The 26,107-nt window shown below is 61.9% G+C and carries 22 protein-coding genes; 12 read left to right on the forward strand and 10 right to left on the reverse strand.

Annotation, left to right across the window (positions count from 1 at the left end; all coding sequences use genetic code 11):
* The first annotated feature begins 3 nt into the window (after nucleotides 1-3).
* Entirely contained in the window at nucleotides 4-543 is a 540-nt protein-coding gene (locus ACZ5ZH_RS13000) for a pseudouridine synthase (protein WP_464773168.1), read from the forward strand.
* Nucleotides 544-558: 15 nt separating this feature from the next.
* Here the strand turns inward: ACZ5ZH_RS13000 and ACZ5ZH_RS13005 are convergent, their stop codons facing one another.
* Nucleotides 559-954 carry a polyketide cyclase gene (locus ACZ5ZH_RS13005; protein ID WP_464773169.1) on the reverse strand — a complete coding sequence of 132 codons (396 nt, stop codon included), beginning with the start codon at nucleotides 952-954 and terminating at the stop codon, nucleotides 559-561.
* A 205-nt stretch (nucleotides 955-1,159) separates the two neighbouring features.
* On the opposite strand from ACZ5ZH_RS13005, the gene ACZ5ZH_RS13010 reads away from it, so the two are divergent.
* From ACZ5ZH_RS13010 to ACZ5ZH_RS13025, 4 genes are all read left to right on the forward strand, one after another.
* Entirely contained in the window at nucleotides 1,160-2,743 is a 1,584-nt protein-coding gene (locus ACZ5ZH_RS13010; protein ID WP_464773170.1) for a hypothetical protein, read from the forward strand.
* A 78-nt stretch (nucleotides 2,744-2,821) separates the two neighbouring features.
* Nucleotides 2,822-3,235, forward strand: coding sequence for a GlcG/HbpS family heme-binding protein (locus ACZ5ZH_RS13015; RefSeq protein ID WP_464773171.1), 414 nt, complete (start codon nucleotides 2,822-2,824; stop codon nucleotides 3,233-3,235).
* Between the two features lie 164 nt (nucleotides 3,236-3,399).
* On the forward strand, nucleotides 3,400-3,957 hold the full coding sequence (locus ACZ5ZH_RS13020; protein ID WP_449469681.1) for a PRC-barrel domain-containing protein: 558 nt from the start codon (nucleotides 3,400-3,402) through the stop codon (nucleotides 3,955-3,957).
* 110 nt (nucleotides 3,958-4,067) lie between these two features.
* On the forward strand, nucleotides 4,068-4,391 hold the full coding sequence (locus ACZ5ZH_RS13025; RefSeq protein WP_464773172.1) for a hypothetical protein: 324 nt from the start codon (nucleotides 4,068-4,070) through the stop codon (nucleotides 4,389-4,391).
* A 58-nt stretch (nucleotides 4,392-4,449) separates the two neighbouring features.
* Here the strand turns inward: ACZ5ZH_RS13025 and ACZ5ZH_RS13030 are convergent, their stop codons facing one another.
* The gene (locus ACZ5ZH_RS13030) at nucleotides 4,450-5,136 is read right to left on the reverse strand and encodes a pentapeptide repeat-containing protein (protein WP_464773173.1); all 687 of its coding nucleotides are present in this window, start codon (nucleotides 5,134-5,136) and stop codon (nucleotides 4,450-4,452) included.
* 42 nt (nucleotides 5,137-5,178) lie between these two features.
* The gene (locus tag ACZ5ZH_RS13035; protein WP_464773174.1) at nucleotides 5,179-5,925 is read right to left on the reverse strand and encodes an SDR family NAD(P)-dependent oxidoreductase; all 747 of its coding nucleotides are present in this window, start codon (nucleotides 5,923-5,925) and stop codon (nucleotides 5,179-5,181) included.
* Between the two features lie 214 nt (nucleotides 5,926-6,139).
* Between ACZ5ZH_RS13035 and ACZ5ZH_RS13040 the strand changes: the two genes are divergently transcribed.
* From ACZ5ZH_RS13040 to ACZ5ZH_RS13060, 5 genes are all read left to right on the forward strand, one after another.
* On the forward strand, nucleotides 6,140-6,874 hold the full coding sequence (locus tag ACZ5ZH_RS13040) for a TetR/AcrR family transcriptional regulator (protein ID WP_464773175.1): 735 nt from the start codon (nucleotides 6,140-6,142) through the stop codon (nucleotides 6,872-6,874).
* On the forward strand, nucleotides 6,871-7,290 hold the full coding sequence (locus ACZ5ZH_RS13045; protein WP_449469672.1) for a VOC family protein: 420 nt from the start codon (nucleotides 6,871-6,873) through the stop codon (nucleotides 7,288-7,290). Before ACZ5ZH_RS13040 ends, ACZ5ZH_RS13045 begins: the two co-directional genes overlap by 4 nt.
* 59 nt (nucleotides 7,291-7,349) lie before the next feature.
* Nucleotides 7,350-9,296: a flavin-containing monooxygenase gene (locus ACZ5ZH_RS13050; protein WP_464773176.1), complete on the forward strand. Its 1,947-nt coding sequence runs from the start codon at nucleotides 7,350-7,352 to the stop codon at nucleotides 9,294-9,296.
* A gap of 147 nt (nucleotides 9,297-9,443) precedes the next feature.
* A complete protein-coding gene (locus ACZ5ZH_RS13055; RefSeq protein WP_464773177.1) occupies nucleotides 9,444-10,628 on the forward strand; it encodes a cytochrome P450 in 1,185 nt (394 codons plus the stop codon).
* Nucleotides 10,629-10,644: 16 nt separating this feature from the next.
* Nucleotides 10,645-11,028, forward strand: coding sequence for a group III truncated hemoglobin (locus tag ACZ5ZH_RS13060; protein ID WP_464773178.1), 384 nt, complete (start codon nucleotides 10,645-10,647; stop codon nucleotides 11,026-11,028).
* A 53-nt stretch (nucleotides 11,029-11,081) separates the two neighbouring features.
* On the opposite strand, the gene ACZ5ZH_RS13065 is transcribed toward ACZ5ZH_RS13060, so the two are convergent.
* The 6 genes from ACZ5ZH_RS13065 to ACZ5ZH_RS13090 form a co-directional block, all read right to left on the reverse strand.
* Nucleotides 11,082-12,386, reverse strand: coding sequence for an NtaA/DmoA family FMN-dependent monooxygenase (locus tag ACZ5ZH_RS13065; RefSeq protein ID WP_464773179.1), 1,305 nt, complete (start codon nucleotides 12,384-12,386; stop codon nucleotides 11,082-11,084).
* Between the two features lie 186 nt (nucleotides 12,387-12,572).
* Nucleotides 12,573-13,847: an MFS transporter gene (locus tag ACZ5ZH_RS13070; protein WP_464773180.1), complete on the reverse strand. Its 1,275-nt coding sequence runs from the start codon at nucleotides 13,845-13,847 to the stop codon at nucleotides 12,573-12,575.
* A gap of 479 nt (nucleotides 13,848-14,326) precedes the next feature.
* Nucleotides 14,327-18,064: a beta strand repeat-containing protein gene (locus ACZ5ZH_RS13075; RefSeq protein WP_464773181.1), complete on the reverse strand. Its 3,738-nt coding sequence runs from the start codon at nucleotides 18,062-18,064 to the stop codon at nucleotides 14,327-14,329.
* Between the two features lie 145 nt (nucleotides 18,065-18,209).
* A complete protein-coding gene (locus ACZ5ZH_RS13080) occupies nucleotides 18,210-19,577 on the reverse strand; it encodes an HlyD family type I secretion periplasmic adaptor subunit (RefSeq protein ID WP_464773182.1) in 1,368 nt (455 codons plus the stop codon).
* On the reverse strand, nucleotides 19,577-21,289 hold the full coding sequence (locus ACZ5ZH_RS13085; RefSeq protein WP_464773183.1) for a type I secretion system permease/ATPase: 1,713 nt from the start codon (nucleotides 21,287-21,289) through the stop codon (nucleotides 19,577-19,579). Before ACZ5ZH_RS13085 ends, ACZ5ZH_RS13080 begins: the two co-directional genes overlap by 1 nt.
* Before the next feature lie 292 nt (nucleotides 21,290-21,581).
* Nucleotides 21,582-22,385, reverse strand: a complete 804-nt coding sequence (locus tag ACZ5ZH_RS13090; protein ID WP_449469658.1) for an SDR family NAD(P)-dependent oxidoreductase — start codon at nucleotides 22,383-22,385, stop codon at nucleotides 21,582-21,584.
* Nucleotides 22,386-22,541: 156 nt separating this feature from the next.
* Between ACZ5ZH_RS13090 and ACZ5ZH_RS13095 the strand changes: the two genes are divergently transcribed.
* Nucleotides 22,542-23,384: an SDR family NAD(P)-dependent oxidoreductase gene (locus ACZ5ZH_RS13095; RefSeq protein WP_464773184.1), complete on the forward strand. Its 843-nt coding sequence runs from the start codon at nucleotides 22,542-22,544 to the stop codon at nucleotides 23,382-23,384.
* Between the two features lie 697 nt (nucleotides 23,385-24,081).
* Nucleotides 24,082-24,420: a cupin domain-containing protein gene (locus tag ACZ5ZH_RS13100; protein ID WP_464773185.1), complete on the forward strand. Its 339-nt coding sequence runs from the start codon at nucleotides 24,082-24,084 to the stop codon at nucleotides 24,418-24,420.
* A gap of 406 nt (nucleotides 24,421-24,826) precedes the next feature.
* Here ACZ5ZH_RS13100 and ACZ5ZH_RS13105 read toward each other — a convergent pair whose 3' ends face one another.
* Nucleotides 24,827-25,921 (reverse strand): helix-turn-helix transcriptional regulator, encoded by a 1,095-nt coding sequence (locus ACZ5ZH_RS13105; protein ID WP_464773186.1) that lies wholly within the window; start codon nucleotides 25,919-25,921, stop codon nucleotides 24,827-24,829.
* Nucleotides 25,922-26,107 lie beyond the last annotated feature (186 nt).

Raw genomic sequence — 26,107 nt, forward strand, 5'->3', positions numbered from 1 at the left:
TCAATGACCCTCATCCTCTTCAACAAACCCTATGGCGTGCTGTGCCAGTTTACCGATGAAAGCACCGGCCCCCCACGGCCGACACTCGCGGCGTACATCGACATGCCGGGCGTCTATCCTGCCGGGCGGCTCGACCTCGACAGTGAGGGGCTGCTGCTGCTGACCGATGACGGGCGGTTGCAGGCGCGTATCGCCGACCCCCGGTTCAAGACGCCCAAGACCTATCTCGTTCAGGTGGAGGGGGAACCCGGCGACGCGGAACTGGAGGCGCTACGACGCGGGGTCAAGTTGAAGGACGGCCTTACCCTGCCCGCGCTGGTGGAACGCATCGACCCGCCCGCCCTCTGGCCGCGCGATCCGCCGGTACGCTTCCGCAAGAGCGTGCCCGACTGCTGGCTCCGCCTCACCATCCGCGAAGGGCGTAACCGGCAGGTGCGCCGGATGACGGCAGCCGTCGGCCACCCCACCTTGCGCCTTGTCCGGTGGAGCATTGGAGACTGGACGCTGGACGGCATTGAGCAGGGACAATGGCGGGAGGCATGATCTCCCGCAGGCCACTCAACCTTCGATTAGCCGTTTCAACGCCTTGAGATCGCGGTTGACCCATCGGATGTCGGCCGCGAACCGTTCATCATCCATGCCCGGCTGGCGAAAAAGCGTCAGCATGACCTCCGCGCCTTCCCCATTTTGCACGATCCGCAAGGGGACATGGACCTGATCGCCACCGCCCAGATCCACCTGATGATCCATCACCCCCAGATCATTATGGGGGGTGAAGCGGATACGGATCGGCCCTTCCGGTCCATCGGCCAGCCAACCGTCCCCATCTTCGCGCAACCCCGATTCCGCCAGGCCAGAGGCCCATTGGGGGAAAAATGCGGGACGCCATATCCTCTCGTAAAGAGCCCGCCATTCCTGATTGATCGATACGCTGAAAGTCCGGGCGGGTAACACTGCTGTCTCCTGTCGTGATGTAACGGGGAACCCCTTTAGCCTGTTTCATGAATGCCCGGAAAGGCCGCAAAGCTTGCCGACCCAGGAACTTAACGCCGCGACGATGCCTTCCTTCGCCGCACATCCTGCCTTTCCAGCGGATCGGCAAAGCGAAAAGGGCCGCCTTCTCTCTTGACGGCTCGATTTACCCGCGCAGGGAGAATGCATGACCTATCGCCGGATTAGTTCGACACGCCTTTGCATCCTCGCCCTCGCCACCTGCATGGCGTCCGTCGGCGCGTCCGCGGCAGACCCGGCGCCCTTCGACCTCCCCGGCCCCGAACTGCTGGTGACCGTCAGTCGCGCAGGGCGAACCCTGCCGATCGGGCAAGTGCCCGCACTGGCGTCGGGCGACGTCGTCAGGATCGAAGCCAATCTGCCCGAAGACCAATCAGTCCGCTACCGCCTGGTGTCGGCGTTCCTGCGCGGCGTCACCAACCCGCCGCCCAAAAGCTGGATTTCCAGCGCGGAAACTTGGCAGAGCAAGGACCGGAAACGGACATTGAAACTGACCGTGCCGGATCATGCGCGCCAGCTGGTGCTGTTCATGGTGCCCGATACCGGCGGCGACCTCAGCACCATTTCCGATGCGATCCGGGGGCGTCCGGGCGAATTCGTCCGCGTGACGCAGGACATCAACAAGGCTTCGCTGGACCGGAGCAGGCTTAACGCCTTCATCCTGGGCATCCGGTCGCAGGAAAACAGCCACCCTGAATATCTGAGGACCGTTGCGCCAATCCTGTCCTCAAGCCTCGCCGTCAAACTCAACCCCGACTGCCTGGCGAAAATCGTCGAGTTTCAGGCCGCCTGCCTCGTCGAAAATCGCGACAGTCTGGTGCTGGGCGACATTCACAGCAATTCGCTCACCGAAACCATCATCGGCGCCCCGACCGACCTCGCCCTGCAACTCAGCGCGACGCGGGAGGGCGGCTATGGCTTTTACAGCCCCTATATCGGCGTAGTCCGCGACCTTGCGCGCATATTCGGCGCGTTCAACAATCCGGAATTCAACTATCTGCCCGCGCTCGGCCTTCAGAATGGCAAGTCCGTCTCGCTGTTGCTGAACAGCGCGCCATCCTTCCGCAAGCCCAAGTCCGTGCTCGTGGCGGCCTTGCCCGCGATCGAGAAGAATGTTCCCCCGCCCCTACGCCGGAGCAGCGACGCTCCGATCTGCGGCTCCCGGCCGGGCATCGTCCTGGGCGTCGATGGCGCGCCGCTCGTCTTTGCCACCGATTATGCCCACAACATGGTCTTACGGCTGACGGGCAAGGACGGCCACATGGTCGAAGCACCGCTCAGCGCACGGGCCGACAGGGGCGGCTACATATTCGCGCCTTCCTTCAAGGTTGATGACTTGAGCGGGCCGATGAAGGGCCGCTTGCACGGGCATTGGGGCTTCGACGCCTTTGACGGGCCGGAATTCGCCCTCCAATTCCCGCAAGCGGGCAGCTTGCAGCCAGCCGCCGAGCAGCGCTTCATAGCGGGAAAGAATGACAGGCTGCTGCTGACCGGCCCCACGACCGCTTGCGTGAAGAATGTTGCCGTCCAGCTGCCGGAAGGGCGGAGCGTCGCGGTAAAATGGCAGGCATCCGGCGACGACGCCATTGCCATCGACATGCCTCTCTCAGACGTCACGACGGCAGGCAATGTGACCGTCGCGATCCAGTCGTTCGGCGGGGAAAAGCCCGAATTGCTGACCATCCCCGTCGAAGCGGATCAAAGCCTCTCCCAGCCGCCTCCCCCTCTATAATGCTGGCAAGACGCGCGGCGGGTGATAAGGCGCGCTTTTCCTCAAGCGCCCCGGCGCATCAATAACGGATCGAACGGCATGAAGACCAAGCACTGCCTTGAAGCAAATGATGTAAAGGCGATCCTCGCCGCAGCCGAAGCAGAGGCTTTAGCCAATGGCTGGGCCGTGACGATCGCGATCGTCGATGACGGCGCGCATCTGCTTGGCCTCATCCGTCTGGATGGCGCCGCCGCCAGCACCGTGAAGATGGCAGAGGCAAAGGCATCGACATCCATACTCGGCCGCCGGGAAACGAAGGTCTATGAGGATCTGGTGCTTAACGGCCGCGTTTCGATGCTGTCCGCGCCCGGCATGCCCGCCATGCTCGAAGGCGCGGTCCCGATCGTCATCGACGGTGACTATGTCGGCGCCGTGGGTGTTTCCGGGGTCAAGTCGGATCAGGACGCCCAGATCGCGCGCGCCGGAATCGCCGCGATCCTGCCGCAGGACTAGTCATAGGCCGCGAACGCCACGCGACTCTCGCCACCCATTTTTGCAAGGTTCCCGCTCCGCGCCGCCACCAACATGGCTGGCGCGCGTTGAAGCGTCGTTCGATGCTTCGAATGTAGGAGCCTGCTCTGGAAAATGTTGCTGGTTGGGTCGCGCCCATAGCGACCATGATCGCCGCGATGATGACCGCCGCCAATCTGGGCGCGCGCGTCACCGGCTGGGGTTTCGTCGTCTTCACCTTTGGATCGATCGCATGGTCGGTCGTCGGCCTGTCGTCCGGGCAGACGAACCTCGTCGCGACGAACGGCTTCCTCACCTTCGTCAACCTGATCGGCGTATGGCGATGGCTCGGTCGCCAGCGCGCTTATGAGGATGGGGGCAAGTCGGCCGCCCAATCCAGCCGCCGATCGCCCTACCCGACCCTCTTTACGGCTACCGGCATCGCGGGCCTGCCGGTCACGGCATCCGACGGGGAGACGGTCGGCAAGGTCGTCGAAGCCCTCGTCACCTGCGAAAACGGCGGTGTCAGCTATGTCGTCATCAGCGCCAGCGGGGTGGGCGGCATCCATGAAGTCCTGCGCGCCGTGGCCCGTGACGATATCCGCTTTTCCTGCGATCGCTTCACACTCAATCGGGACAGCACCTGGTTCGAAGCATTGCCGCCGCTACAGGATGGCGACTGGCCAGCCGCCCCCGCCGAACTGCCCCAGGGCGATGCACCATGACCGAAGCGTAAGGGGGGAAGGCTGCGACCTGCCGTTCGTCGCAAATCCGTTGCCTTCGGCGGAACGGATCGCGATTAGCAGGGAAAGGGAAAAAAGAGGGGCAAGGGTCCATGAAGGTCAGGATAGTCGCATGCGTGGCCGCGCTCGGTGCCGCGCTGCTTCCAGCAGTTGCGCTCGCGGACGATCCGCATGACCCCACCATGCGCAGTTCTGCGGCACGGGCACGTGACCGGGCAATCATCCGACAGATGAACCAGCAGCAGCTCGCCTATGTTCGCGACCGCGATGCGCGGATCATGCGCGACTATCGCCGTGCGCAGGGCGGCGGCGAAGGCTATGCCGATGCTCGCGCGGATTATGATCGCCAGATGGCGTCATGGCGGCGCGCAGTGGCGGCCTGCAACGCCGGGCGTTGGGAATATTGCGACAATTAAGGGTGCATGATCCCGACACCCGTCCAATTTGAGCGGCGCGAGCGAAGGACTCGAACCCTCATCGCACGTTCAATCCCAATTCGCTGAGCAATTGCCCCGCCTGCTCCCGCGATATGGTCGCGCCACGAAAACGGGACGCGTCCTCCAGCCTTACGCCGCCAAGGTCAGCACCGCGCAGGTCCGCGCCTTCGAACCGGGCGCCGGTCAGCAACGCCTCCCGCAGGCTGCAATCCTCGAACGATGCCATCCGAAAATCGCATTTGCGCAAGTCCGCCTGAGAAAAATCGACCCGTGCGAGCCTCGCCTTCATAAAGGAACGCCCGGTCAGCTTCGCGCCGATCAACAGCGTTTCTTCAAAATGGATGTCTAGCGCCCGAACATCCGACAGGTCGGCGCCCGTAAGTTTGCAGCCGAAAAAATGCACCGCTTGCAACATACTACGCTTCAACGAAGCACCGTTCAGGTCGCTGTTGGCAAAGCGCGCTTCGCCAAGATCGCAAGCGGTGAAATTGGCCGAAGCGGCGCGGCACGACTGCCAGTTACTGCGATCAAGTTTTGCGCCGGTGAAGTCGGCGCGTCGCATGTCGCATTGTTGAAACGACCATTGGGACAGATCCAGATGCGACAGGTCCGCACCCTCCATCACGCACTCGACCAGCGAATGCGGCGCACCCATCAGCGTTTCAATATCCTGGCGCGCCAAAGTCTGCCCGCGGATCACTTGGCCATCACCACCATGTTGCATCTGGATGCTGCTAGACCTGATCCACCGGGCTGACCAGCTATGCTAAAGCTGCGCTTCCCCGCCATCGACGAAATAGTCCGATCCCGTCACATAGCTTGCCTCATCAGACAGCAGGAACAGGGCGACGGCCGCCGCTTCCTGTGCCGTTCCCAGGCGGCCCAGGGGATTGTTCCCCGCCATCTGCTGTTCGACGGCGGCAACATGCTCCTGGGGCAGACCGAGGCGGTTGAAGAAGTCAGTCGCGATCGGCCCGGGGCTCAATGTGTTCACGCGGATGCGGCGCGGGGCCAACTCATAGGCAAAGCCTCGGGCCAGCGAGCGGACGGCTCCCTTGGTCGCGCCATAAAGGGCACTTGCGGGCAGCCCCTTGTCCTTCGCCACGGATGCCGTGATCAGGATTGATCCGCCATCGCGGATCAACGGCGCCATCGCCTGCGTCCCGAAGATCGGCCCGCCGACATTCAGGTCCATGAGGTTCCGGTAAAGGTCAGCACTGATATGGCCAAGCGGCGCGCCTGCCCCGACGCCTGCGTTCAGGAACAGGCCATCGATCTTGCCGAACAGGCGGGCAGCTTCCTGCGCGAGCGCTTCGGCGGCTTCCGGACGGGACGCGTCATTTTGCAGGACGTGCACGCCGGGCAACTGCGCCGCGACGCTGTCCAGTCTTTCCCGGTTCGATCCGGTGATCAGCACCGATCCACCTTCCTCCATGATCCGCTGGGCCGCGGCGAGGCCGATACCGCTGGAACCGCCGGTAATGACGACGGACTTGTCCCTGAACCTCTGCATGCCTCTTTTCTCCATTCGACAATCTGTTCTGATCCATGGCTTGCCCACCTGGCGGAAAAGCTGATCGCCAAGTTGGACGCAGCCGCGCCGCCGATCAACAAGGATGTTTCCCTTGCGGACCAACTGGCGTCAATGATCTCGTATAGCATACGTAAATTGACAGAAGAGCCCAAACCCTTATTTCTGACAAGGTATAAGAATGGGAGCGGTCAAGATGATGGGCGGTTTGAACATCGGGGACGGGACGACGCTCGACGCTGCTTCTCAGCCGGGCATTCCCGCGCGCGGAAGGGGGCGCCCTCGTCGGCTGGCGCGCGACACGATCATCCAGGCGGCACTGGTCCTGCTCGACGAAATGTCGATCGACCGATTTTCCATGGGTCTGCTCGCAAAGAGCCTGAAAGCCGGGGTCATGACCCTTTATAATTACTTCCCCAGCCGCGACGATCTGCTGATCGCCGTCGCCGACGAAATATACTGCCGGTTCGATTACCCGGCAAAGGGCGCGCCTTGGCAGGACGAAGTGCGCCAGTGGCTGTGGACGACAGAGGATCTCTTCCAGCGCTATCCCGTCGCGATGAAGCTCAGCCTGTGGGACGGGCATGCGTCGCCGGGTTGGTTGCGCACATGGATACCCGTGGTGGAATTGATCAGGGCGCAAGGGCTGACCGGCCCCGACCTTGCCTTTGCGGTGCGGTGGTTCACGACATCGGCTCTCGGCTTCATCACGTCCCAGCCGCCTCCTCCAGAGTACAACAACCAGCGGACGACCGCGCATATCCATGCCCTGACGGCCTATGAGGCTGCGTTGTTGCAGGGTCTTCAGCGCGACCTGCTGCAGGTCGATCGGAAAGCGGCCCTCACCTACGGCTTCACCCACATCATAGCCGGCCTGGAACGCATCATCGCGGAGGCGGCGAACGCGCAATCGGAAACAACAGGAGAATGACTTTGAGCAATGCAGGCGACACGCGATTCGGCTTCACAAAGCTGATCGTGCAGGATGAAGAAGCCATGGCCGCCTATTATGGCGCGGTGTACGGGCTCAACAGTCTGCACCGCGTGGAATCGGGCGATCCCGCCGTTATGGGGCGCCTGCGCGAAGTGATTATGGGTCCAGGTGAAAGCATGGGCGCAGAATCGTTGACGATGATCAACTTTTTAGATAGGCCTGCTCCACGCGACCGGGAAGTGATCCTTGGATTCATCACCACGGACCTCGACGCGCTTGCCGAACGGGTGCTCGCGCACGGCGGCAAGCATGTCGGCCCGGTTCGCGAAATGCCCGAACATGGCGTGCGCGTCCTGTTCACCAGCGACCCTGAAGGACGGTTGAGCGAGAATGTGGAGATGATGGCGAGATAACGGCAGGGCGACATCGCCCCCGCATCCCCCACAGATCCCCAGCTCTCATGGAGAGACATATGGATATGAGAACGAAGACTTTGCCGAACATGCTTGACAGTGGCAGCCGCCCCCTTCCGCTGGCTGATGGCCCCGAACTGCGCGCAGCGCTTAAGGCGGCCAATCTCCAGACCTTGCTGATGGTCTATGTGCATCTGACGCATGATGAATCGATGCTTCAGAACTTCCAGGTCCACATTCACCCCCCTTACACCAACCCCGACTATGTGATCCCGCAGGACTGCATCGACGACCTGCATGAAAAGCTGGTCCATGTGCTGACGACGCCGGGCGCGGCCAAGTCGGAAGATCCACCGATCGAACTGATGCAAAAGATGATGAGCATCGGCGTCGGCGAGCCGGTGGAGGACGAATTCGTCCCCATGGTCGTCGAACAGGGCGGCTTCAAGCGCAGCCCCGCGCGCAAGGAACAGTCCGGCCGCACGCCTCCTCCGACTGGCTTCAAGGTGCTGGTCATCGGCGCGGGCCTTACCGGCATTCTCGCCGGGATCGAGCTGGAGCGCGCCGGTTACGATCATGTGATCATCGAAAAGAATGAGGAAGTCGGCGGCACCTGGTGGAAGAACCGCTATCCGGGCGTCGGCGTGGATACGCCCAGCCACTTCTATTCCTATTCCTTCGAAATCAGCCCGGAATGGAACCACTACCATCCGCATGGCGCGGACATGCGCGAATATTTCCGCGCCGTGGCCGACAAATATGACGTCCGCCGCAACATCCGGTTCAAGACCATGGTGCACAGCCTGGTCTTCGATCAGGATGAAGCCGTGTGGAACGTCACCATCGAGGATTTGAACACCGGCAAGCGCGAAGTCATCAAGGCCAATGCCGTGTTCAACGCGTTCGGCACCACCGACCGCTGGAAGCTGCCCGAGATCCCCGGCATCGAAAGCTTCAAGGGCATCATCACCCACTCGGCCGACTATGACGAAAATATCGACCTGAAGGGCAAGAAGGTCGCCGTCATCGGCACCGGCGCCAGCTCCGCGCAGATCGTGTCCACGATCGTCAAGGAAGTGGATGAACTGGTCGTCTTCATGCGCACCAAGCACTGGATGATCAACAATCCCGAAGTGAAGGCGGAAGTCCCAGACCCGGTGAAATGGGCGCTGCGGCACATCCCTTATTACAAGGAATGGTTCCGTTTCCGCGTATTCTGGTTCGCCGCCGATGGCCTTTACCCCAATGTGGTGAAGGACCCGTCCTACCCCGAAGACGGCATCGCCGTGTCGGCGCTCAATGAAGGTATGCGCCAATATGCATTGTCGCACATGCATCACAAGCTGGCGGGACGCCCTGACCTGATCGAAAAGCTGACGCCCGATTTCCCGATCTTTTCCAAGCGCGTCGTGATGGACGCGGGTTGGTACGATGCCCTCGTCCAGCCGCACACGACGCTGGAGACGGCGGGCATCGCCGAAATCCTGCCGAACGGCATCCGCACGAACGACGGCAAGTTCTACGAACTCGACGTGATCATCTGCGCGACCGGCTTCAACGCATCGTCGCTGGTGCAGGATCTGGAGATCAAGGGCCGCGATGGTCATGATCTGGCGGTGGACTGGGCGGACGAGGAAGAGCGCGCCTATATGGGCACGACCATCCCCGGCTATCCCAACTACTTCCTGTCGACCGGCCCCAATATCGGCCCGAACCACGCAGGCGGCCTCAACATCGTCAGCGAATCGCAGGTCCATTATCTGATCGAATGTCTCGATCACATGATCGCGACCGGCGCCCGCACGATCGAAGTGACGGAGGAAGCCTTCCTGCGCCACAACAAGCGGATCGACGATCAGATGAAGCACATGATCTGGACCCATCCCAAGTCGAAAAGCTATTATCAGAACAGCAAGGGTCGGCCCGTCGGTCCCTGGCCTTTCCGCCTCGTCGACATGTGGAACGAGCTGCAAGAACCCGTGCTGGAAGACTATAAGTTCGACTGACCGTAAGGACGGGGGGAGGAGCCGGGCTGCTGCGCGGCCAGGTGCCTCCCCTCCCCAAATGATTGATCAGGACAGGTGGGGCCTTGACCGGCATCGGGGGGCGCCTAAGTTAGGCGCTCGTCGTGCATCATATGAGGGTCGACGCTGATGGACGCTCGCCTTTCCGCCGCCTGTCCTTTTCATCGCGAGGGCGATGACCGCAAGTCAGCCGCAGCCGCCGACGCCGGTGGGACCGTCGATCCCGATATGCGCACCCGCGATTTCGCCGAAGCGCGCGCCATCCTTCGCAATCAAAATGTACGCCAGGCCGGTTTCCTCGCCGAACAGGTCGGCAAGATCGGCAGCGCGACGCGCCAGCCCATCCTGTTCCTCGAAGGCGAAACGCATCGCGTTCAGCGCAGCGCCACGGCGCGTTTCTTCACGCCCCGCATCGTCACCACCCACTATCGCGAGTTGATGATCGAACTCAGCGACATGCTGGTTTCCCGGTTCGCGAAGGACAAGACCGCCTTCCTCGACCAGCTCAGCCTTGAGCTTGCCGTCGCCGTCGCCAGCCATATCGTCGGCCTGACCGACAGCGATCCCAAGGGGCTGGCAATGCGGCTGGACGTGTTCTTTACCGGCGATTTCCGCCCGCATCCGGGCAAGTTGGCGTCATTGGTCAAGTTCGTGCAATCCCAATATCGGGTGCTCTCCTTCTATTATCATGACGTCGCCCCAGCGATCCGCGCCCGGCGCAAGCAGCGGCGCGACGATGTCATCTCCCACCTTATCGACGAAGGCTATAATGGCCGGGAGATATTGACCGAATGCCTGGTCTATGGCGCGGCTGGAATGGCGACGACGCGCGAGTTCATCGTCATGGCCGCCTGGCATATGCTGGAGCGTGAGGATTTGAAGACCGCCTTCCTCGCCGCGGATGAAAAGGGGAAGATCGCCCTGCTGGAGGAATTGCTGCGGCTGGAGCCGGTCGTCGGCTATCTCTACCGCCGCATGCCCGCCGACGAGGCGGCGGCAGCGGGCGCGCCTCCCGGTGCCGCTGTCGCCATCGACGTACGCGCCGCGAACACGGACACAACTGCTTTTGGCGAGCGGCCCTGCGAATTTATGCCGGGCCGGGAAGTCAGCGCCAAATATGGCAATGCGGGCCTCTCCTTCGGCGATGGCGAACATCGCTGCCCCGGCGCGCAAGTCGCGCTTCAGGAAAGCTGCCTCTTCCTGGAACGCCTGTTGCAGGTGCCGGGTCTGAAGCTCGACCGCGCGCCAACACTGGCGTGGAATCCGCTGGTGACAGGCTATGAACTGCGCAATGCCCTGATTTCCTGCGATTGAGAGGGCCGCATAACTGATGAGCCAGATAAGCGAAGAGGATATCGACCGGCTGGTCCCCGCCTTTTACGATCGGGTGCGCGCGGACCCGATCCTTGGCCCGGTATTCAATCAGGCGATCGACGACTGGCCGCTTCATCTGGAAAAGCTCAAGGCATTCTGGTCATCGGTGATGCTGGGAACCGGCCGGTACAAGGGCCAGCCGATGGTCGCGCATGTCCAGCACGAACCGCACATGACAGCCGATAATTTCGGCCGCTGGCTTGCCCTGTGGCGACAGACCAGCGGTGAGATCCTCGCGCCAGACGTCGCAGCGGCCCTTCAGGAAAAGGCCGACCGGATCGCCGAGAGCCTGCAACTGGGCATTCAGTTCTACCATGACAGAAACGCTCGAACCGGGTGAGCGCGGACGATCGCCCAGCAACCATCCGCCACCAATGCCGGCCCGGCTAGACCTCAAAATTCGCGCAGGATGTCGCGTAGCGTGGTGCCCTCATATTCGGTGCGCACCGCGCCTGCCTTCTGAAGGGCAGGAATGACGCCATTGACCAGATCGGGCAGCTGGCGGTTATAGCCGGACCCCTCGATCAATATGCCGTCGCCACCCACTTCGTCCATGACCGCCATCAGCTGATCTGCGACCTCTTGCGCCGTGCCCCTGAATCGCGAGCCGCTGCCCCCTTTCCCTGAGGAAAACAGGTCGCGAAGGGATTTGCCCTCCTCCCGCCCGGCCTTCTTCATATGCTCAAGCGCGCTGGTGTGGCCGCCTGCCACGATGTCCTGCGGCACGGGCGCATCCACGTCGTAGAGCGAAAAGTCGATGTCGAGCGAAGATGAAGCCATCACGATATTATGCTCGAACGCCGCCTGCTTTTCGGCCTCGGTCATTTCGGGCGGCTCTCCGCCGTCGGGCAGGATGTTGACCGGCGTCAGGAAGAACACCTTGATGCTATCAGGATCGCGACCCTGTTTTTCGGCGCGGTTGCGGATGTCCTCGCGATAGGCCTTCATGCCCTTCACCCCCCCGGTCATCATGCCCAGCACGACTTCGGCGTTCTTCGATGAGAAATCACGGCCCCGCTCGGACGCACCCGCCTGAGCCAGAACCGGATAGCCCTGCGGCGATCGCAACGTGTTCAACGGCCCGCGCGAACGGAAATGCTGCCCCTCGAAATTGACGGTATGGACCTTGGTGTGATCGACATAGACGCCTGTCTCGGTGTTCGCGACCAGTGCCCCTTCTTCCCAGCTATCCCACAGCTTCTTGCACAGTTCGACGAACTCATCGGCGACGTCATAGCGCTCGCTGGGGGGCAGCAGCTTTTCCATGCCGAAGTTCAGCGCCGCGTTCTTCTCGCTCGACGTCACCATGTTCCATCCCGCGCGCCCCTTCGTCAGGGAGTCGATGGTGGAGAGCAGCCTTGCAAGCAGATAGGGTGGGTAGAAGGTCGTCGAAGCCGTCGCGATCAAGCCGATATGCGATGTTTCCTGCGCCATCACCGGGAGCAGCGGCAGGGGATCGAGCTTGGGCGACAGCGTCGCATTCTTAAGGTCCAGCTCCATCGAACCGCCGTAGCGATCGCCAACGATCACCGTGTCTTCGAAGAAGATGAAGTCGAACTTCGCCGCCTCCAGCATCTTGGCCAGTTCCTTATGGTAGGAACCATCCGCCCATTGCGATCCAAGCTCCTTGCCATCGCCCGGCCAGGACGTCGCGCCGAACTTCGTGAAATAGCCAAGGTGGAATTTCGTGTGGGCCATCGACGGAAACCTTTCTCACCAGTATTTCCACGCCTGTTTCCCCCTATGCGTCCGCAGCACATGGGGAAAGCAAACATGCCGCCGGACCCGCTTCAACGGCCCCGACGCTCGCTGAACATTATCAATAGTTGACGTTGTTCAACCAAACGGCGAGTGAATTTATCCGCCCTTGCGGAACGCCTTTTTTCAGGCTGCTTTCGCAGGCGGCAGCCCGGCGTCGGGAATATCCAGCTGCACCTCCCTATTGCGCGCATGATATCTGCTCATTCCGAAGAATATGGCAGCCGCAAAGGCGCAGAGTGCAAACACGCCGACAAATACCGGTTCATAACTGCCCGCAAAGTCACGCAGCCATCCTGCGGCAGGCGACATGAAGAAAGAGAATGGCAGCGTCATGACGCTCAGCAGACCCAGGACCTTTGGCAAGGCCTCAAAACCATAAAGCTGAACGACCAGCGCGCTGATCGGAGGGAAAACCGAGGCGCCGCAAAAACCGGTCAGTAACGCCGCGACATTCAATGCGAACATCCCTCCTGACAGGCCCATGATCGCCCAGGCCGCAGCGAAGCCCAGGCCGACGAGGCCGAGAGTCCTGGCCGAACCGACCCGGTCGCACGCAAAGCCCGCCACCAGCGAGCCGACGATGCTGGCCACGCCTGAAACGGCGAGCAGCACTGCTCCCGTCTGCAAAGACCCGTGATATCCCTCGACGATGGGCAGAAGATGCGCACCACCCATGATGGCCGTGCCATTCAGGATGCCGTCACCGACCGCGATCAGCCAGAACAGCACGCCGCTCAAAATGGCGATCTGCGTCGGACCCGATGTCACCCCCTCGGCCCAGCCGGATTCGTCCGACGCTTCGACCGGAGGATCGATCACCGTCAAGGTCAGCGGCAGCAAGAGCAGATGCAGGCCGGCGAGCAACAGGAAAAAGCTTTTCAATCCATAATTTTGGATGATGCTCACCCCAATGACGGGCAGGACGGTCACGAATAGGGGCAGAAAGGCAATGCCCATCACCTTGCCCCGCGCTTCGGGATACCAGCCACTCGCCAGGACCGCAGGCGGCAGAGCAGAAAACAGGGCAGCGCCGGGACCGATCAGAAGGCCGCACACAGCCAGCGCGATCGGCATGGTCGGCGCATAGGCCAGCGCCGTATATCCGATCAGGGAGATGAAGACGCCGGTCGACATGACCCGGCGAAGGCCCCATCGACCAATCGCAACCGCTATCAGCGGGCCAAATGCGGTGAGCGACAGGACGGCAAGGGAGAGAGCCATCGTGGCCATGGCCAATGACGCATCGTACCGGTCCTGCAATGCAAGGACGCTGACGCCCAGACCACCGAACGCACAACCCGTCCCGACATTTTGCGCGAACATGGCCCGCAAAAGCATCCCGCGCCTGCGTCGCTGCAGCGCGATGCCCTGACCACCCATGCTCACAACTTCAGTCATGCATTTACCGCCCTTTGCGACCGGACGAACGATCGTCCCTAAAAATTGTCCGACCACCGCCAGGAAGATGGTAGGCCCATCACTTCTCCAGCGAACGCTTCTTCCAAAGTTCAGGCAAAGTGTTGGCGGCGACCCGGCGCGAATCGACGGGATTCTGGCCCACCCGTTGACGTTCGTCAACTGTTTCATCTGGCGCCATTCCATGATGGCCATGGTTCGTTCGCGAATATGCGTGAACGCCGCACCAAAGACCCGTTCTTCGACCTCAACATGGACCGGTCATTATGGTTCCCAGGCGGTCCTGCTGCCAGCAAACGGCGTCCTGGTCGAGGAACTCAGCCGCGCCGACACCAACCTAAACGCGCATCTTGCGTCCCTAGAGCATTTTCGAAGCAGATGGCATCATCTGCTGGCTCGGAAAATGCGGAAAACAAAGGACGAATAGAGCATGATCCGATCCAGTCTGATCGGATCATGCTCTAGATAAAGCTACTCACATCCACGCCCGCCAGCGTATTGACCCCGACCAGTATCACGCTCTGTTCGAATGTGCCGTCGCCATTGCCGTCGTAGAAAATCCAGCCGTCAGTCGTCCCGGCAATGAAGGTCACATGGTTGACGCCCGCCGTCACCTTGGCAGCGTTCAGCGCGTCGGCGAAATTGTTGGTCGCGATCGCCGCCTCGGCATAATCGACGGCGGGCAGGCTGCCGTTCAGGAAATCGAAATCGATGCGATCCCCTTCGCCGATACGGAAGTCGTTGATGCGGTCATAGCTGGAACTGTTCAGCGATGATGCCAGCCCTGCGAAGACGAACGTATCCGCTTCCGTGCCGCCCGTCAGCGTATCCTTGCCCGCGCCGCCGATCAGGATGTCGGCGCCCGCTCCGCCCTTCAACGTGTCGGTCGATGCCCCGCCATCCAGGAAGTCGTCGCCCGCTCCACCATCCAGAAGGTCGCCGCCGTCTTCGCCAAACAATCTGTCGTTGCCGCCATTACCCACCAGCGAGTCATTGCCTAACCCGCCCCATAGGCTGTTGGCGCCGCTATTGCCGGTCATGGTGTTGGCCAGATCGTTGCCGATGCCGTCGATATTGCCAGCGCCGGTCAGCACCAGCTTTTCGACTTCCGCCGCCATTCGATAGCTGACGGACGCATTGACCTGATCGGTGCCGCCGCCCACGGCTTCGATGACAATGTCATCATTGGCGGCATTGCCGTCATCGGACCAGCTGTCCACCACATAGACGTCATCGCCCAGGCCGCCGGTCATGCTGTCCGCGCCAGCGCCGCCGTCCAGGCTGTCATTGCCCAGCCCACCGATCAGCGTGTCGGCCCCGTCGCCGCCGAACAGCAGGTCGTTATCGTCACCGCCGTCCAGCAGGTCGTTGCCGCCATTGCCGGACAGATTGTCCTGTCCCAGCCCGCCGAAAATCTGGTTGGCGGCCTCATTCCCGACGATGATGTTGGCAAGGTCGTTGCCGATGCCATTGATCGGGGCAAGGCCGGTCAGGGTCAGCTTTTCGACCTCCGCCGCCATCCTGTAATTGACCGACGCGTAGACAAGATCGGTGCCGCCCGACGCCAGTTCGATCACCTGATCATCATTCCCGGCAAAGCCGTCGTCGGAATAGGTATCGACATAAAAGATGTCGTTGCCCGTACCGCCATCCATATAGTCCGCGCCTGCGCCGCCATCGATGATGTCGTTCCCCGCCATGCCATAGATGGTGTCGTTAAGCGCGGTCGTCTGGTAACCCAGCACAGTCGTCGTCGGATTGATGCTGTTGTTGCCGGACGATCCGATGATGGTTTTGCCGGTTTCCGAAATGTCGGTGATGCTGATGGACAGCAACTGGTCATCGACATAACTGCCATCGGTCGCCCGCACGATCAGCTGATACACGCCATCCTGGTCCGCATCCAGGCGGTTTTCATAATCCACCGGTGTCAGGAAGGACACCGCGCCCGTCGCCGCGTCGATCGTGAACAGCGCCGCATCGGCCCCGCCCGCAATCGCGAAGCTCGGGGCCGTCCCGTCCGCATCGGCGGCCGTAACGGTGGTCACGGCCGTCTGGTTTTCCGCCATGCTGATGGCCGCGCTGGCTCCGCCTCCGTTGGAGGTGATGACCGGCGCATTGTCATTGACGTTGGTAATGGTGATCGCCAGCGTTTGCGCGACATTGTTGGTGCCATCGCTGGCCGTGACGACGACATTATAAGTGCGATCGCCATTGGCATCGCCGGGCGCTTCGAAATCGGGCGCCGCCTTGAAACTGAGCGCTCCGGTCACCGCATCGATCGTGAACAGCGCAGCGTCCGCTCCACCGCTGATGCTGTAGCCCAGCGCCGTGCCATCGGCATCGCTCGCCTGCACGGTCGCCGCCAGCAGGCTGTTTTCCGCAACCGACAGCGCCGCCGATGCCGCCCCGGCGTAGGATGTGAGGACCGGGACATTGTCATTGAGGTTGGCGACCGTGACCGCCAACGTCTGCCGATCGGCGTTCGCGCCGTCGCTGGCCTGCACGATCACGTCATAGACATTGTTGTGATCGGCATCCGCCGCCGCTTCATAGTCCGGCCCCGTCTTAAAGCTCAAGGCGCCGGTCGCAGCGTCGATGGTGAACAACGCGGCGTCGGCGCCGCCCGCTATCGAATAGCTGATCGAAGGGCCATCGGCGTCCGTCGCGATAACCGTGGTAACGGCGGTCGCATTCTCATTGATCGTGATCGCGGCGGCGGCGTCTCCGCCGTTGGAGGTGATGACCGGCGCGGCCCCATCCGCCACGTCGCGGACGGTGACGGACAGGCTTTGGGTGTCCACGCCGCCATTGCCATCATTGGCGGCGACGATCAGCTGATAAACATTGTCGCCATCCGCGTCCGCCGGATTTTCGAAGTTGGGCGCGGCCAGAAAGCGTAATTCTCCCGTCACGGCATCGATAGCGAACAGCGCCGCGTCAGCACCGCCCGCAATCGAAAAGCCTATGGTCTGGCCGCTGTCCGTATCCGTCGCCGCGACGGTGGTGACCGCCGTGCTGTTCTCATCGATGGACAGCGCAGCGCTCGCGCCACCGCCATTGGATGTGATGACCGGCGGGGCATTAAGACCCGTCGATGGGATCGTCACATCAGCGAACTCGAAAAATTCGACGTTGCGGATCGTCTTCGTACCCTCGGGCGATCCGGGACGCAGGTCCCCGGCAATATAGCTGCCGTCGGGTTGAAGCGTGAAAATATAATCCGCCCGGTTCCCGGAAAATACCAGCGTGTCGATGTCGGCGCTACCGTCGATCAGGTCGTTGCCCGCCCCGGCCAGGATGCGGTCGTTGCCCGCCCCGCCGTGCATATAATCATTGCCAGCCCCGCCATCGAGCAGATCGTCGCCCGTGCCGCCGTACAGCTCGTCATTGCCCGCGCCGCCATAAAGCTGGTCATTGCCGGAATCGCCGTTCAGCGTGTCGTTGCTGGATGTGTTCGCGTCATCGCCATATAATATGTCGTCGCCAGTGCCGCCCGACAGCGTGTCGCCGCCCGCCTGGCCATAAAGGATGTCATTGTCATCCCCGCCGTTCAGCTTGTCGCTGCCCCGGCCACCCCAGATGAGGTCATTGCCAGCGCCGCCGTCGATGATGTCGTCGCCCGAGATATTGTTGAATCCCAGATCGTCGCCATACAGCCGGTCGTTGCCCAGCCCGCCTGAGATGTTGTCGCTGCCGCGCCAGCCGAAGATGATGTCGTCGCCTGCGTCGCCCTGAAGGTTGTCCTTGCCAGCGCCGCCCACGATGATGTCGTTGCCCGCGCCGCCCTGAACCAACACGTCCTTGGCATAATCGATGCCGCCAACGCCATGGTTGGTCAGGTCGATGACATCATCGCCATCGCCCAGCCAGAACTGCTCGATATTGTCGAAGCCGCCAAAGCCGCCCGAAATGGCCCCATTATTATAGAATATGGCGTCGGACAGGTTGGATCCATAGACGATATCGGTGCCGGTGCTGCCCAGCAGCAGATCCATGGAAATCTGGATATTGGACGCGGCGATCTGATATTGCGTTCCGGCGTCGGTCAGGATCGCCGTGTTCCACACCAGCTGCGCCAGCACGGCATCGGGCCGCACGATATCCAGGTTCGACAGGCGGGTGAAGGCAAAGAACAGGTCCTTCTCGGCCGTGCCGGTGACTGTCGAGCTGCCGACAACATTATAATAGCTGGCCATATCGTCTCCCCATCTCGCGCCAGGATGGCTGGGGCCTGCCCCCGGCCCGGAGCGTATGGAAAGCTGATACCCTCGAAACGGCCTGCGCCGCGAAGATCATCGGGATAAAGGTGCCACCCTTAAGGGTAGGGCTCCACCAATAGGCCTATTGCTCGCGGAACGACCTCCACATCAGGTCAGTCAACGGGTCGAACATATATTGCAATGCCGTGCGCCGCCGCAGGGGCACGACCACCTCCACCGGCATGCCCGGCTTCAGGACGAAATCGCCGCGCGCATAGCGCCTGATGAGCGCGATCTGCTCCGGCGGTATCTGCACCTCCCCCACGAAATAGGACAGGCCTGTCTTTTCCTCGACGAAGCTGTCCGCCGATACCCGCGTCACCCGCCCGTCGATGATGGGCAGGCTGCGGGCCGGAAACCCTGCAAAGCGCACCTCCGCCCTTTGTCCCACCGCCAGATCGTCAATGTCGGCAGGGGAAAAGCGCGTCTCTATCACCACCGCGCCGTTGCGCGGCACGATGTCCATCAACACCTGGCCGGCGGCGATCACGCCCCCCACCGTATGCACCGACAATCCGACCACCGTCCCGCTGACCGGCGCGCGCACTTGCGTCCGCGCCACTTCATCACGGGCCGCCGTCCATTTGGGCAGGACATCGCCCAGCTGCGTTTCGACGTCCCGCAATTCGGCCGTAACCTTTTCCTGCAACCCTTGCTTCGCCTCCAGCGCCTTCAGCCGCGCTTCCCCGGCCATGCTGACGGAGCTGTCGCGCGCCGCCAGCAACCGCGCGCGTTGCCCGATCAGGTCGGCCTTCGCCCGTTCCAGCGCGCGAATGCGGGTCTTGCTGACAAATCCCTTGGCCGCGACATCTTGCAGGCTGTTCAATTCGTCGCTGATCAACCGTTCCTGCTCGACCACCGCCGCAACCTGCTCGCGATAGCCCAGCACCTGCGATCCCGCCTGGCTGCCTTCCTGCATGGCAACGCCCTGTTGCGTCGCCAGCAGCGCCGATCGCGCGCCCATTTGCGCCCGTTGCGCCTGCATGGCGGCGTCGGCATCGGCGACGTCCGCCCCGGTCAGCGACCGGAACTCGGCCGGCGCAGCGATCGCCGTCCCCGCCAGCTCCGCCCTCAGCCGAGCGCGCTGCGCCATCAGCCAGATGGCTTGGGAAGCCAGCACCCGCTCCTGCGCCGTGACCGCCGGTGCGGCAAGACGGATCAGCACGTCGCCCTGCCGGACCTGCTGCCCTTCCTTCACCAATATCGCGGCGACGATCCCGCCGTCACGATGCTGGACGCTCTGCCGCTGCCCCGCGACGGTCGCCCGGCCCGGCGCCAGCGCCGCCGCGTCCAGTCGGGCAAACGCGGCCCAGCCCAGGAACAGCAGGAAAAACGCCGCTGCAATCAACAGACCAGCCCGCACTTCCCGGCGAATATCCGGCCCCACGGCGGGCACCGTCCCACCCTCTCCATTGGTCAGCAGGAGCACGCGCCGCGACCGCATCAACATCACGCCCCCTCCGCCGAAGCCAGTGATCGTGTCGCGGTGAGCGCGTTCAGCACCTTGTCGCGCGGGCCGTTCATCCGCATGCGGCCACGGTCCAGCACCAATATCCGATCCGCTGGCGCCAGCAGGCTGGTGCGATGCGCCGTCACCATGATCGCGGCGCCGCGCGCCTTCGCCTGCCGCAGCGCGTCGATCAACCGCGCCTCTCCATCGGAATCGAGATGCGCATTGGGCTCGTCCAGGATCAGCAGGGCGGGATCGCGATACAACGCCCGGGCGAGCGCGATCCGCTGCGCCTGCCCCATCGACAGCCCCGTGCCGCCCCACTCCAGCATCGTCTCATATCCTCGGGGCAATCCCAGGATCATCTCATGCACGCCGCACAATCGGGCGGCGGCGATCACCTCGGCATCGATCCTGTCCCTGTCGGCGGCGGCGCTTCCCTCTTCGAAAGCGAAGCGGGCGATGTTGTCCCGGATCGTTCCGGCAAAGAGCGAAGGCTGCTGGGGCATATAACCGATATGCGCCGACAGCGCCTCGTCATCCCATTGCGCATAGTCCGCGCCATCGATGCGGATCGTACCCCGGCTGATCCCTATTGCCCCGGCGGTCAGGCGTGCCAGGGTCGACTTGCCCGCCCCGCTCGGCCCGATCACCGCCACCAATTCGCCCGGCGCGATGGTGAAGGACACATTGTTGATGATCAGCCGATCCGACTGACGATCATGCACGGAAATATTCTGGGCATCCACCCGGCCGGTCGGCGCGGGCAAGGCGGTGCGTGGCGCCGGATCGAACTCCCCCTCCAGCCAGATCTTGATCTCGGCATAGGATTCACGCGCCTGCACGAAACTGCGCCATTGGCCGACCAGCTGATCGATGGGGGACAATGCCCGCCCCAGCAGAAAGGATGAGGCAAAGATCGCGCCGCCCGAAATCTGCCCGTCGATCGCCAGCAAGGCGCCCAGGCCCAGCGCGCCCGATTGCAGCGCATTGCGCAGGAAACGGCTGACCATCACCCACCTTCCCGCCGCGAAGCTGGCATTGGCCTGCCACTTCAGCATATCCGCCCGCTCGGCCAGGTGGCGGCGCACCATCGGGCTGCGCATGCCCAGCGCGCGGATCGTTTCCATCCCGCGCATGCTCTGGTCCATGCTGGCATAGGATTGGCTCGCCGCCGCATTGGCCTGCGCCAGCGGAGAATAAATCACCCGCTCGCTCGCCCACGCTATGACAAGCAGCACCACGCTGCCCACCAGCGCCAGCAGGCCGATCCAGGGGTGGATGATGGTGCACACGATGATGTAGATCGGCGTCCACGGCACATCGAACAGCGCGTTCATGACCGGGCCGGTCAACGCCTGCCGAAGCTGGTCGCATTCGCGGATGGGCTGTTGCCGTCTTTGCTGGCCCGTCGCGGCTGGCGGCTGGCGCAGGGCCGCGGCGATCAACGTCCGCGCGAACCGCCGGTCCAGCGCGATGCTCGCCCGCACCATGATGCGCGAACGAACATATTCCAGCAGCGACAGCGTGGCGAAAGCCAACAGCACCACGATGGTCAGGAACCCCAGCGTCGTGGCCCCCCGGGTCGGCACGACGCGATCATAGACCTGCAACATGTACAGCGTCGGCGCCAGGAACAACAGATTGGCAAGCGCACTGAACAGGGCGGCCCACATCACATGCGCCCGCACCGCATTCAGCACGGCTCTCATCTCACGGCCTCGCCAACGCGCGAGCAAACGCTGCCGACGACGACTGAAACTGGCAGCGCCATCCTACCTCCCCAAAGCGCGACGGTTCAGCCCCACTCATCCCGTCGAACGCGCTACCGATCAACAGCGCAAAGGGATGCAGGGTGGCAAATCGGGTTGGTCAGACAAACTCTTGCGATCGGCCGTGCGACGCGCTGCCGTCAAGAGCGGCGAGAGACCGGGGTCACGTTAGAAAGGATCGCCGACGCGCAGGCGGGGTTTGACCGCCTCCGCGTCGCTCACCCTGTGATGTTCAGCTATCCGGGCCGAGGTCGGGCACCCATGCAGCGCCATTGATATGCGCCCCTCCATCGACGAACAGCGTGTTGCCGGTCAGGTATCGCGCGTCCTCGCTGGCCAGGAAAAGGGCAACGCCGCCGATGTCGGCCTCCGGGTCGCCCATTCGGCCCATCGGATTAGCTGCCGTGGTGGCCGCGGCGATCTCCGGCTCCGTACGTTCAAACTCCCGGTAACCGGCGGAAACGGCGGCAGGGCAGATGATGTTGGCGCAGATTCCGTAGCCTGCCCATTCTCTTGCCGCGCTGCGCGTATAGGCGCGAAGGGCTTCCTTGCCGACATTATATTCGGCGGTCCCCATATGCGCGTTGACGCCGTTGAGCGACCCGATGTTGATGATGCGGCCCCAATGTCTGCTACGCATGTGCGGGAACGCCGCCTCCATCGACCATTTCGCAGCGTAAAGGCACATGTTCATGCAGGATTCGAACTGCGCGTCGGACAGGTTTTCGATGCGCTGCAATCCGCCGCCGCTAAAGGCGTTATTGACCAGGACGTCGATAGAACCGAACCGATCGACGCAGGCCTGAACGGCACCGACGACGTCATCACGCACCGTAACATCACATTTGCGGAAGTCGGCATCCACCCCGAGGGCGCGCAGTTCCTCCACGACCTCCACGCCTTTGTCCGCATTGAAATCCGCGACCAGGATCGACCCGCCTTCCTGCGCAAACCGCAGCGCCATGCCCCGGCCAATTCCATCCGCCGCTCCGGTAATCAGCGCCGAACGCCCGGCCAGCCTTTTTCCCACGCTCACGCCTACATCTCCTACATCTATTGCATCGTTCCTGACGACAGGGTTAATCAAACGATGACGCTTGTCAACAAACTAAGTCTGTGGTTTATCGCTCGGCGATGGTGTTTACAGGCGATAGTCGGCAAAGTCCGGAAGAGGTTTGGAGGGTATGGCCCGATGATGAAACAGAGTGAAGAAGTTCAACCACCCGTGGCGCTGGTCACCGGGGCGACGCGGGGCATCGGCCGTGCAATAGCGATCGCCCTTGGCCGCGCGGGCTTCGCCGTCGCAGTGACCGGGCGCACCATGGCGGAAGGCGCTGGCCGTATGGAGAGCATGGGGAACACGCCTGTGCCGGGCAGCGTGGCATCGACGGTGGAAGCGATAAGGGCGGCTGGCGGTCAGGCAATGGGCGCGCGGATCGACCTGCTCGATCGCGCATCCATCGATGAAGGGGTCGCGGCGGTACTCGACCGCTGGGGGCGGATAGACGTTCTGGTGAACAATGGCATCTACCAGGGGCCGGTTATCCTCCAACCGATCATGGACGTCGCGCTGGAAGACGCGGAAAGAGCGATCACCGGCAATTTCCTGAACCAATTTCACCTGAGCCAGATCGTGCTGAAGACGATGGTGGCACAGGGTTCGGGACGAATGATCTTCATGACGACCTTGTCCTCCATCGAAGTCGCCGCCCGATCCCCGGGGGTCGGCCTCTTCTATCTTGCGCCCAAGGCAGCGTTCAATCGTATCCCGGACCACATCAACCAGGAACATGGCAAGGATGGGATCAGCGCCTTCCTGATCGAACCGCGCTTCACCATGACGGACACGCTGCGCGCGGCCATGGGCGATCAGGCTGAAACGCTCGGATCGGGAGAAGCAGCGCGCGATCCGGAGGAAACCGCACAGACTGTCGTGTGGTTGGCGAGCCATGCGGACGCACCGAACCTGGCCGGACCAGAAATGATCAACGCGCCGGACTTCTTCACCGAACGAGGGATCGCGCCGCCGGGATGATCCCGGGATTGGCGCCTGTGCCGACAGTGCAATAGCTCAATTGGTTGACGCGGCGCCTCCGTCGTAGGGACGGTCCGCTGCAACCTCGTCCCGGCGCTTGGCCTCCAAAAACCTCATCAATGGGCACGAAGGTCGTTAGCAAGCACAGGAGAGAAGTTCCCAGTCTGGATGCCGACACAACGCGTGAACCCTCTTCGCCCGTTATCGCATCGCCACACGGCAGATAGATCCGTCCGGGATCTGGAAAGCTTGATAGCGGCCCATCTTGAACAGCTTGACGCGACGCTTAGCACCCATATCAGCTCCCTGGCCTTGCTATATCATATGTCAGCTGAGAGCGCCTATCTTATCGGCACCGTCATTTTCGGCCTGTTACTAAAGCATTTTCGAAGCAGATGGCATCATCTGCTGGCTCGGAAAATGCGGGAAACAAAAGACAAATAGAGCATGATCCGATTCAGTCTGATCGGATCATGCTCTAGTCTTGCAGGTGTCGCTGCAAATTCAAGCTTGGCGTTTCAGCCCGTGGCTGCATTGGACCACTATTTTCGCCTCAACCACCGCAGGGACGACGCTCGGGGACTATGCCACGCGATCCCCGGCACTCGGTATTTGCGAAATGTGCGATTAACCTCTACTTTCTCCTCCTCCGTTTTGCTGTCGGGCCATGGGGTCAGAAATAAGTTCATCCACTGCGATGCTTCGCAATCTGCTGGAAGTGTCGCGCGGACGCGAAGAGCACGAGCTGTTCGAAGATCTGCTACGCCGACCCGGTGTACGCATCGAACGCATTATATCGCAGGGACAAACGACGCCCGCTGACCGCCCTTATGTGCAGGAGTGGGATGAATGGCTGCTGATCCTGGCAGGCTCTGCCGAAGTCACTCTGGAGGGATTTGGGCAGAGAAGCCTAATCCCAGGTGATCACCTATTCATTCCCGCAGGTGTGCCGCATCTCGTGATCTACACAGCCAACCCAACAATTTGGCAGGCCATCCATGTCGGTCAGCCACGGCCGACGGGTAGCAACCTGTGATCTTCAAGTTTCAAAATGCCCGCCCCGGATTTCAAGAAAAACCTCCCCAGTGGAATTGATCAACATCCGTATTCCCTTTGAGAGGCTTCTGTCTCAGGCCCGATGCTGCGACCGCCGAACGCAAAAGCGCTCTGCGTGTTCGCCCACGGTGCTGCCTTTCGATAAGCAGTGATAAAAGGTTCGAGCCGCGACCAAAAGTGCGAAAAACAGCCCGGCCGTCATGATGGCAGCCGGGCCAGTTGAAAGTCTCAACGGCTATGCCGTGAGCCTTCGGGTCGCGAGCTTTCCTTATCGACCTTGCTGAAGTTGGTCATACCCCGACCGGGGGAGAGCTACGGAATATTTCATCCTGAGGGTTGTTCTTAGCGGTCAAGTTGATTGGGCGTTTGGCCGATGCTTCGAGCCCTTACCGCCGGAGCATGTCGCTGAGCATCGCCATCAGATCCATCTCCCGAGAGACCCCAAGTTTGGAGTAAATGGATTTAATCTGGGTCTTGACGGTCTGGGTGCTCGTATCCCGTGCCGCGGCGATCTGATCACGCGTCTCGCCTCTAGCGAGGGCCAATGCGACCTCGGCTTCAGCAGTAGACAGACCAAATGCCGCGCGCAAAACAGCAGGGGCGGCCTCGTGCCAGCGCCGGCCTGAGCGGACGATGACAAGAATTTGTGAGGCAAGGCTCAGCCGGTAAGGCTGGGAGGGAAGGCGGCAGATATCAACCACCATAGCCATCTGCTGGACAGCGCCTCCCAGCAGCAACGTCTCGATCCCGAGAGGCTGACGATGCCGCCGCGCGAGGGCTTTCAACAACGCTGCGTCGTCACGTGGATGCGGAAGGCCGATCTTCCCGTCTACTAGCCTAAAACGTCCAGCCGAGAGCAGTGCGGTGGCTTCGGGAGTCTCTCCCTTCAAATCGCCAGCTTCATCGCAAATAAAGATCGGCAGGCCAACATATTCGAGCGCGCCATTCGCCAAGGCCGCGCCGCGATTTTCGAGCGCAATCTGGATTTTGACCGCCCTACGCACATGCGGCGTAATCGCGGCGAAAAGCTCGCGCGTTTCGGCATCGGTCCTGCCGTCTTTCCGACTACGGTTGAGAGCGAGGCCGACAAACCGACCTCCCCCTTCAAGCAATTTGGTCTGGCAGCCGTCCATGATGTCATACGCGTCGCACATCTCACGATAGAGATCGAAACCAGAGCCGCGCCCGACCGCGCGATAGTCTGCTTCACTGCGAATGACGAAAGGCTGGTCATTGAGCGAAGCGCGCACACGGACATTGATGTTGGGGTCGCCGCGCTCCTGCTGGACGAAGCGCGCGACCTCATCTTGACCTATATCATTGATCCAGTTGAAGGGCACCTCGCCGGGCGCAAAACCGATAAGCTGGCCATAAGAGCTGCCAGTCAGTTCCGCCATGGCCCGCAATGCGCCAAGCCATTCTTTTCCATCAATGGCAGCCATGGCGAAACGCTCGCCCAGCGCCCAAATCTTGTCTTCCACCCTGTTTCGTTCCTATCCCGCGACCCGGTCAGAACGTCGATATCTTTGGCTGATTCAGCGTGAGAGCGCGTGAGCAGCAAGAGGATTTAGGCAGCTCTGGGAAGAAACACAATATTTTAGCTGCGGCGGTCCGATACCCCGATCGGGGGATGCGAACAGGAATGCGTTTTGCTTATCCCCGTCCCC

The sequence above is a fragment of the Sphingobium sp. TomMM7A genome (assembly GCF_055397305.1).

Bases quoted from the DNA above. Each gene is read 5' to 3' on its own strand.
- ACZ5ZH_RS13020 (WP_449469681.1), top strand. From the start codon at position 3,400: ATGATCGCCGCGATGATGACCGCCGCCAATCTGGGCGCGCGCGTCACC.
- ACZ5ZH_RS13045 (WP_449469672.1), top strand. From the start codon at position 6,871: ATGACTTTGAGCAATGCAGGCGACACGCGATTCGGCTTCACAAAGCTG.
- ACZ5ZH_RS13015 (WP_464773171.1), top strand. From the start codon at position 2,822: ATGAAGACCAAGCACTGCCTTGAAGCAAATGATGTAAAGGCGATCCTC.
- ACZ5ZH_RS13050 (WP_464773176.1), top strand. From the start codon at position 7,350: ATGGATATGAGAACGAAGACTTTGCCGAACATGCTTGACAGTGGCAGC.
- ACZ5ZH_RS13075 (WP_464773181.1), bottom strand. From the start codon at position 18,064: ATGGCCAGCTATTATAATGTTGTCGGCAGCTCGACAGTCACCGGCACG.
- ACZ5ZH_RS13055 (WP_464773177.1), top strand. From the start codon at position 9,444: ATGGACGCTCGCCTTTCCGCCGCCTGTCCTTTTCATCGCGAGGGCGAT.
- ACZ5ZH_RS13035 (WP_464773174.1), bottom strand. From the start codon at position 5,925: ATGCAGAGGTTCAGGGACAAGTCCGTCGTCATTACCGGCGGTTCCAGC.
- ACZ5ZH_RS13030 (WP_464773173.1), bottom strand. From the start codon at position 5,136: ATGCAACATGGTGGTGATGGCCAAGTGATCCGCGGGCAGACTTTGGCG.
- ACZ5ZH_RS13000 (WP_464773168.1), top strand. From the start codon at position 4: ATGACCCTCATCCTCTTCAACAAACCCTATGGCGTGCTGTGCCAGTTT.
- ACZ5ZH_RS13065 (WP_464773179.1), bottom strand. From the start codon at position 12,386: ATGGCCCACACGAAATTCCACCTTGGCTATTTCACGAAGTTCGGCGCG.
- ACZ5ZH_RS13095 (WP_464773184.1), top strand. From the start codon at position 22,542: ATGATGAAACAGAGTGAAGAAGTTCAACCACCCGTGGCGCTGGTCACC.
- ACZ5ZH_RS13085 (WP_464773183.1), bottom strand. From the start codon at position 21,289: ATGAGAGCCGTGCTGAATGCGGTGCGGGCGCATGTGATGTGGGCCGCC.
- ACZ5ZH_RS13025 (WP_464773172.1), top strand. From the start codon at position 4,068: ATGAAGGTCAGGATAGTCGCATGCGTGGCCGCGCTCGGTGCCGCGCTG.
- ACZ5ZH_RS13100 (WP_464773185.1), top strand. From the start codon at position 24,082: ATGCTTCGCAATCTGCTGGAAGTGTCGCGCGGACGCGAAGAGCACGAG.
- ACZ5ZH_RS13040 (WP_464773175.1), top strand. From the start codon at position 6,140: ATGATGGGCGGTTTGAACATCGGGGACGGGACGACGCTCGACGCTGCT.
- ACZ5ZH_RS13060 (WP_464773178.1), top strand. From the start codon at position 10,645: ATGAGCCAGATAAGCGAAGAGGATATCGACCGGCTGGTCCCCGCCTTT.
- ACZ5ZH_RS13010 (WP_464773170.1), top strand. From the start codon at position 1,160: ATGACCTATCGCCGGATTAGTTCGACACGCCTTTGCATCCTCGCCCTC.
- ACZ5ZH_RS13080 (WP_464773182.1), bottom strand. From the start codon at position 19,577: ATGTTGATGCGGTCGCGGCGCGTGCTCCTGCTGACCAATGGAGAGGGT.
- ACZ5ZH_RS13070 (WP_464773180.1), bottom strand. From the start codon at position 13,847: ATGACTGAAGTTGTGAGCATGGGTGGTCAGGGCATCGCGCTGCAGCGA.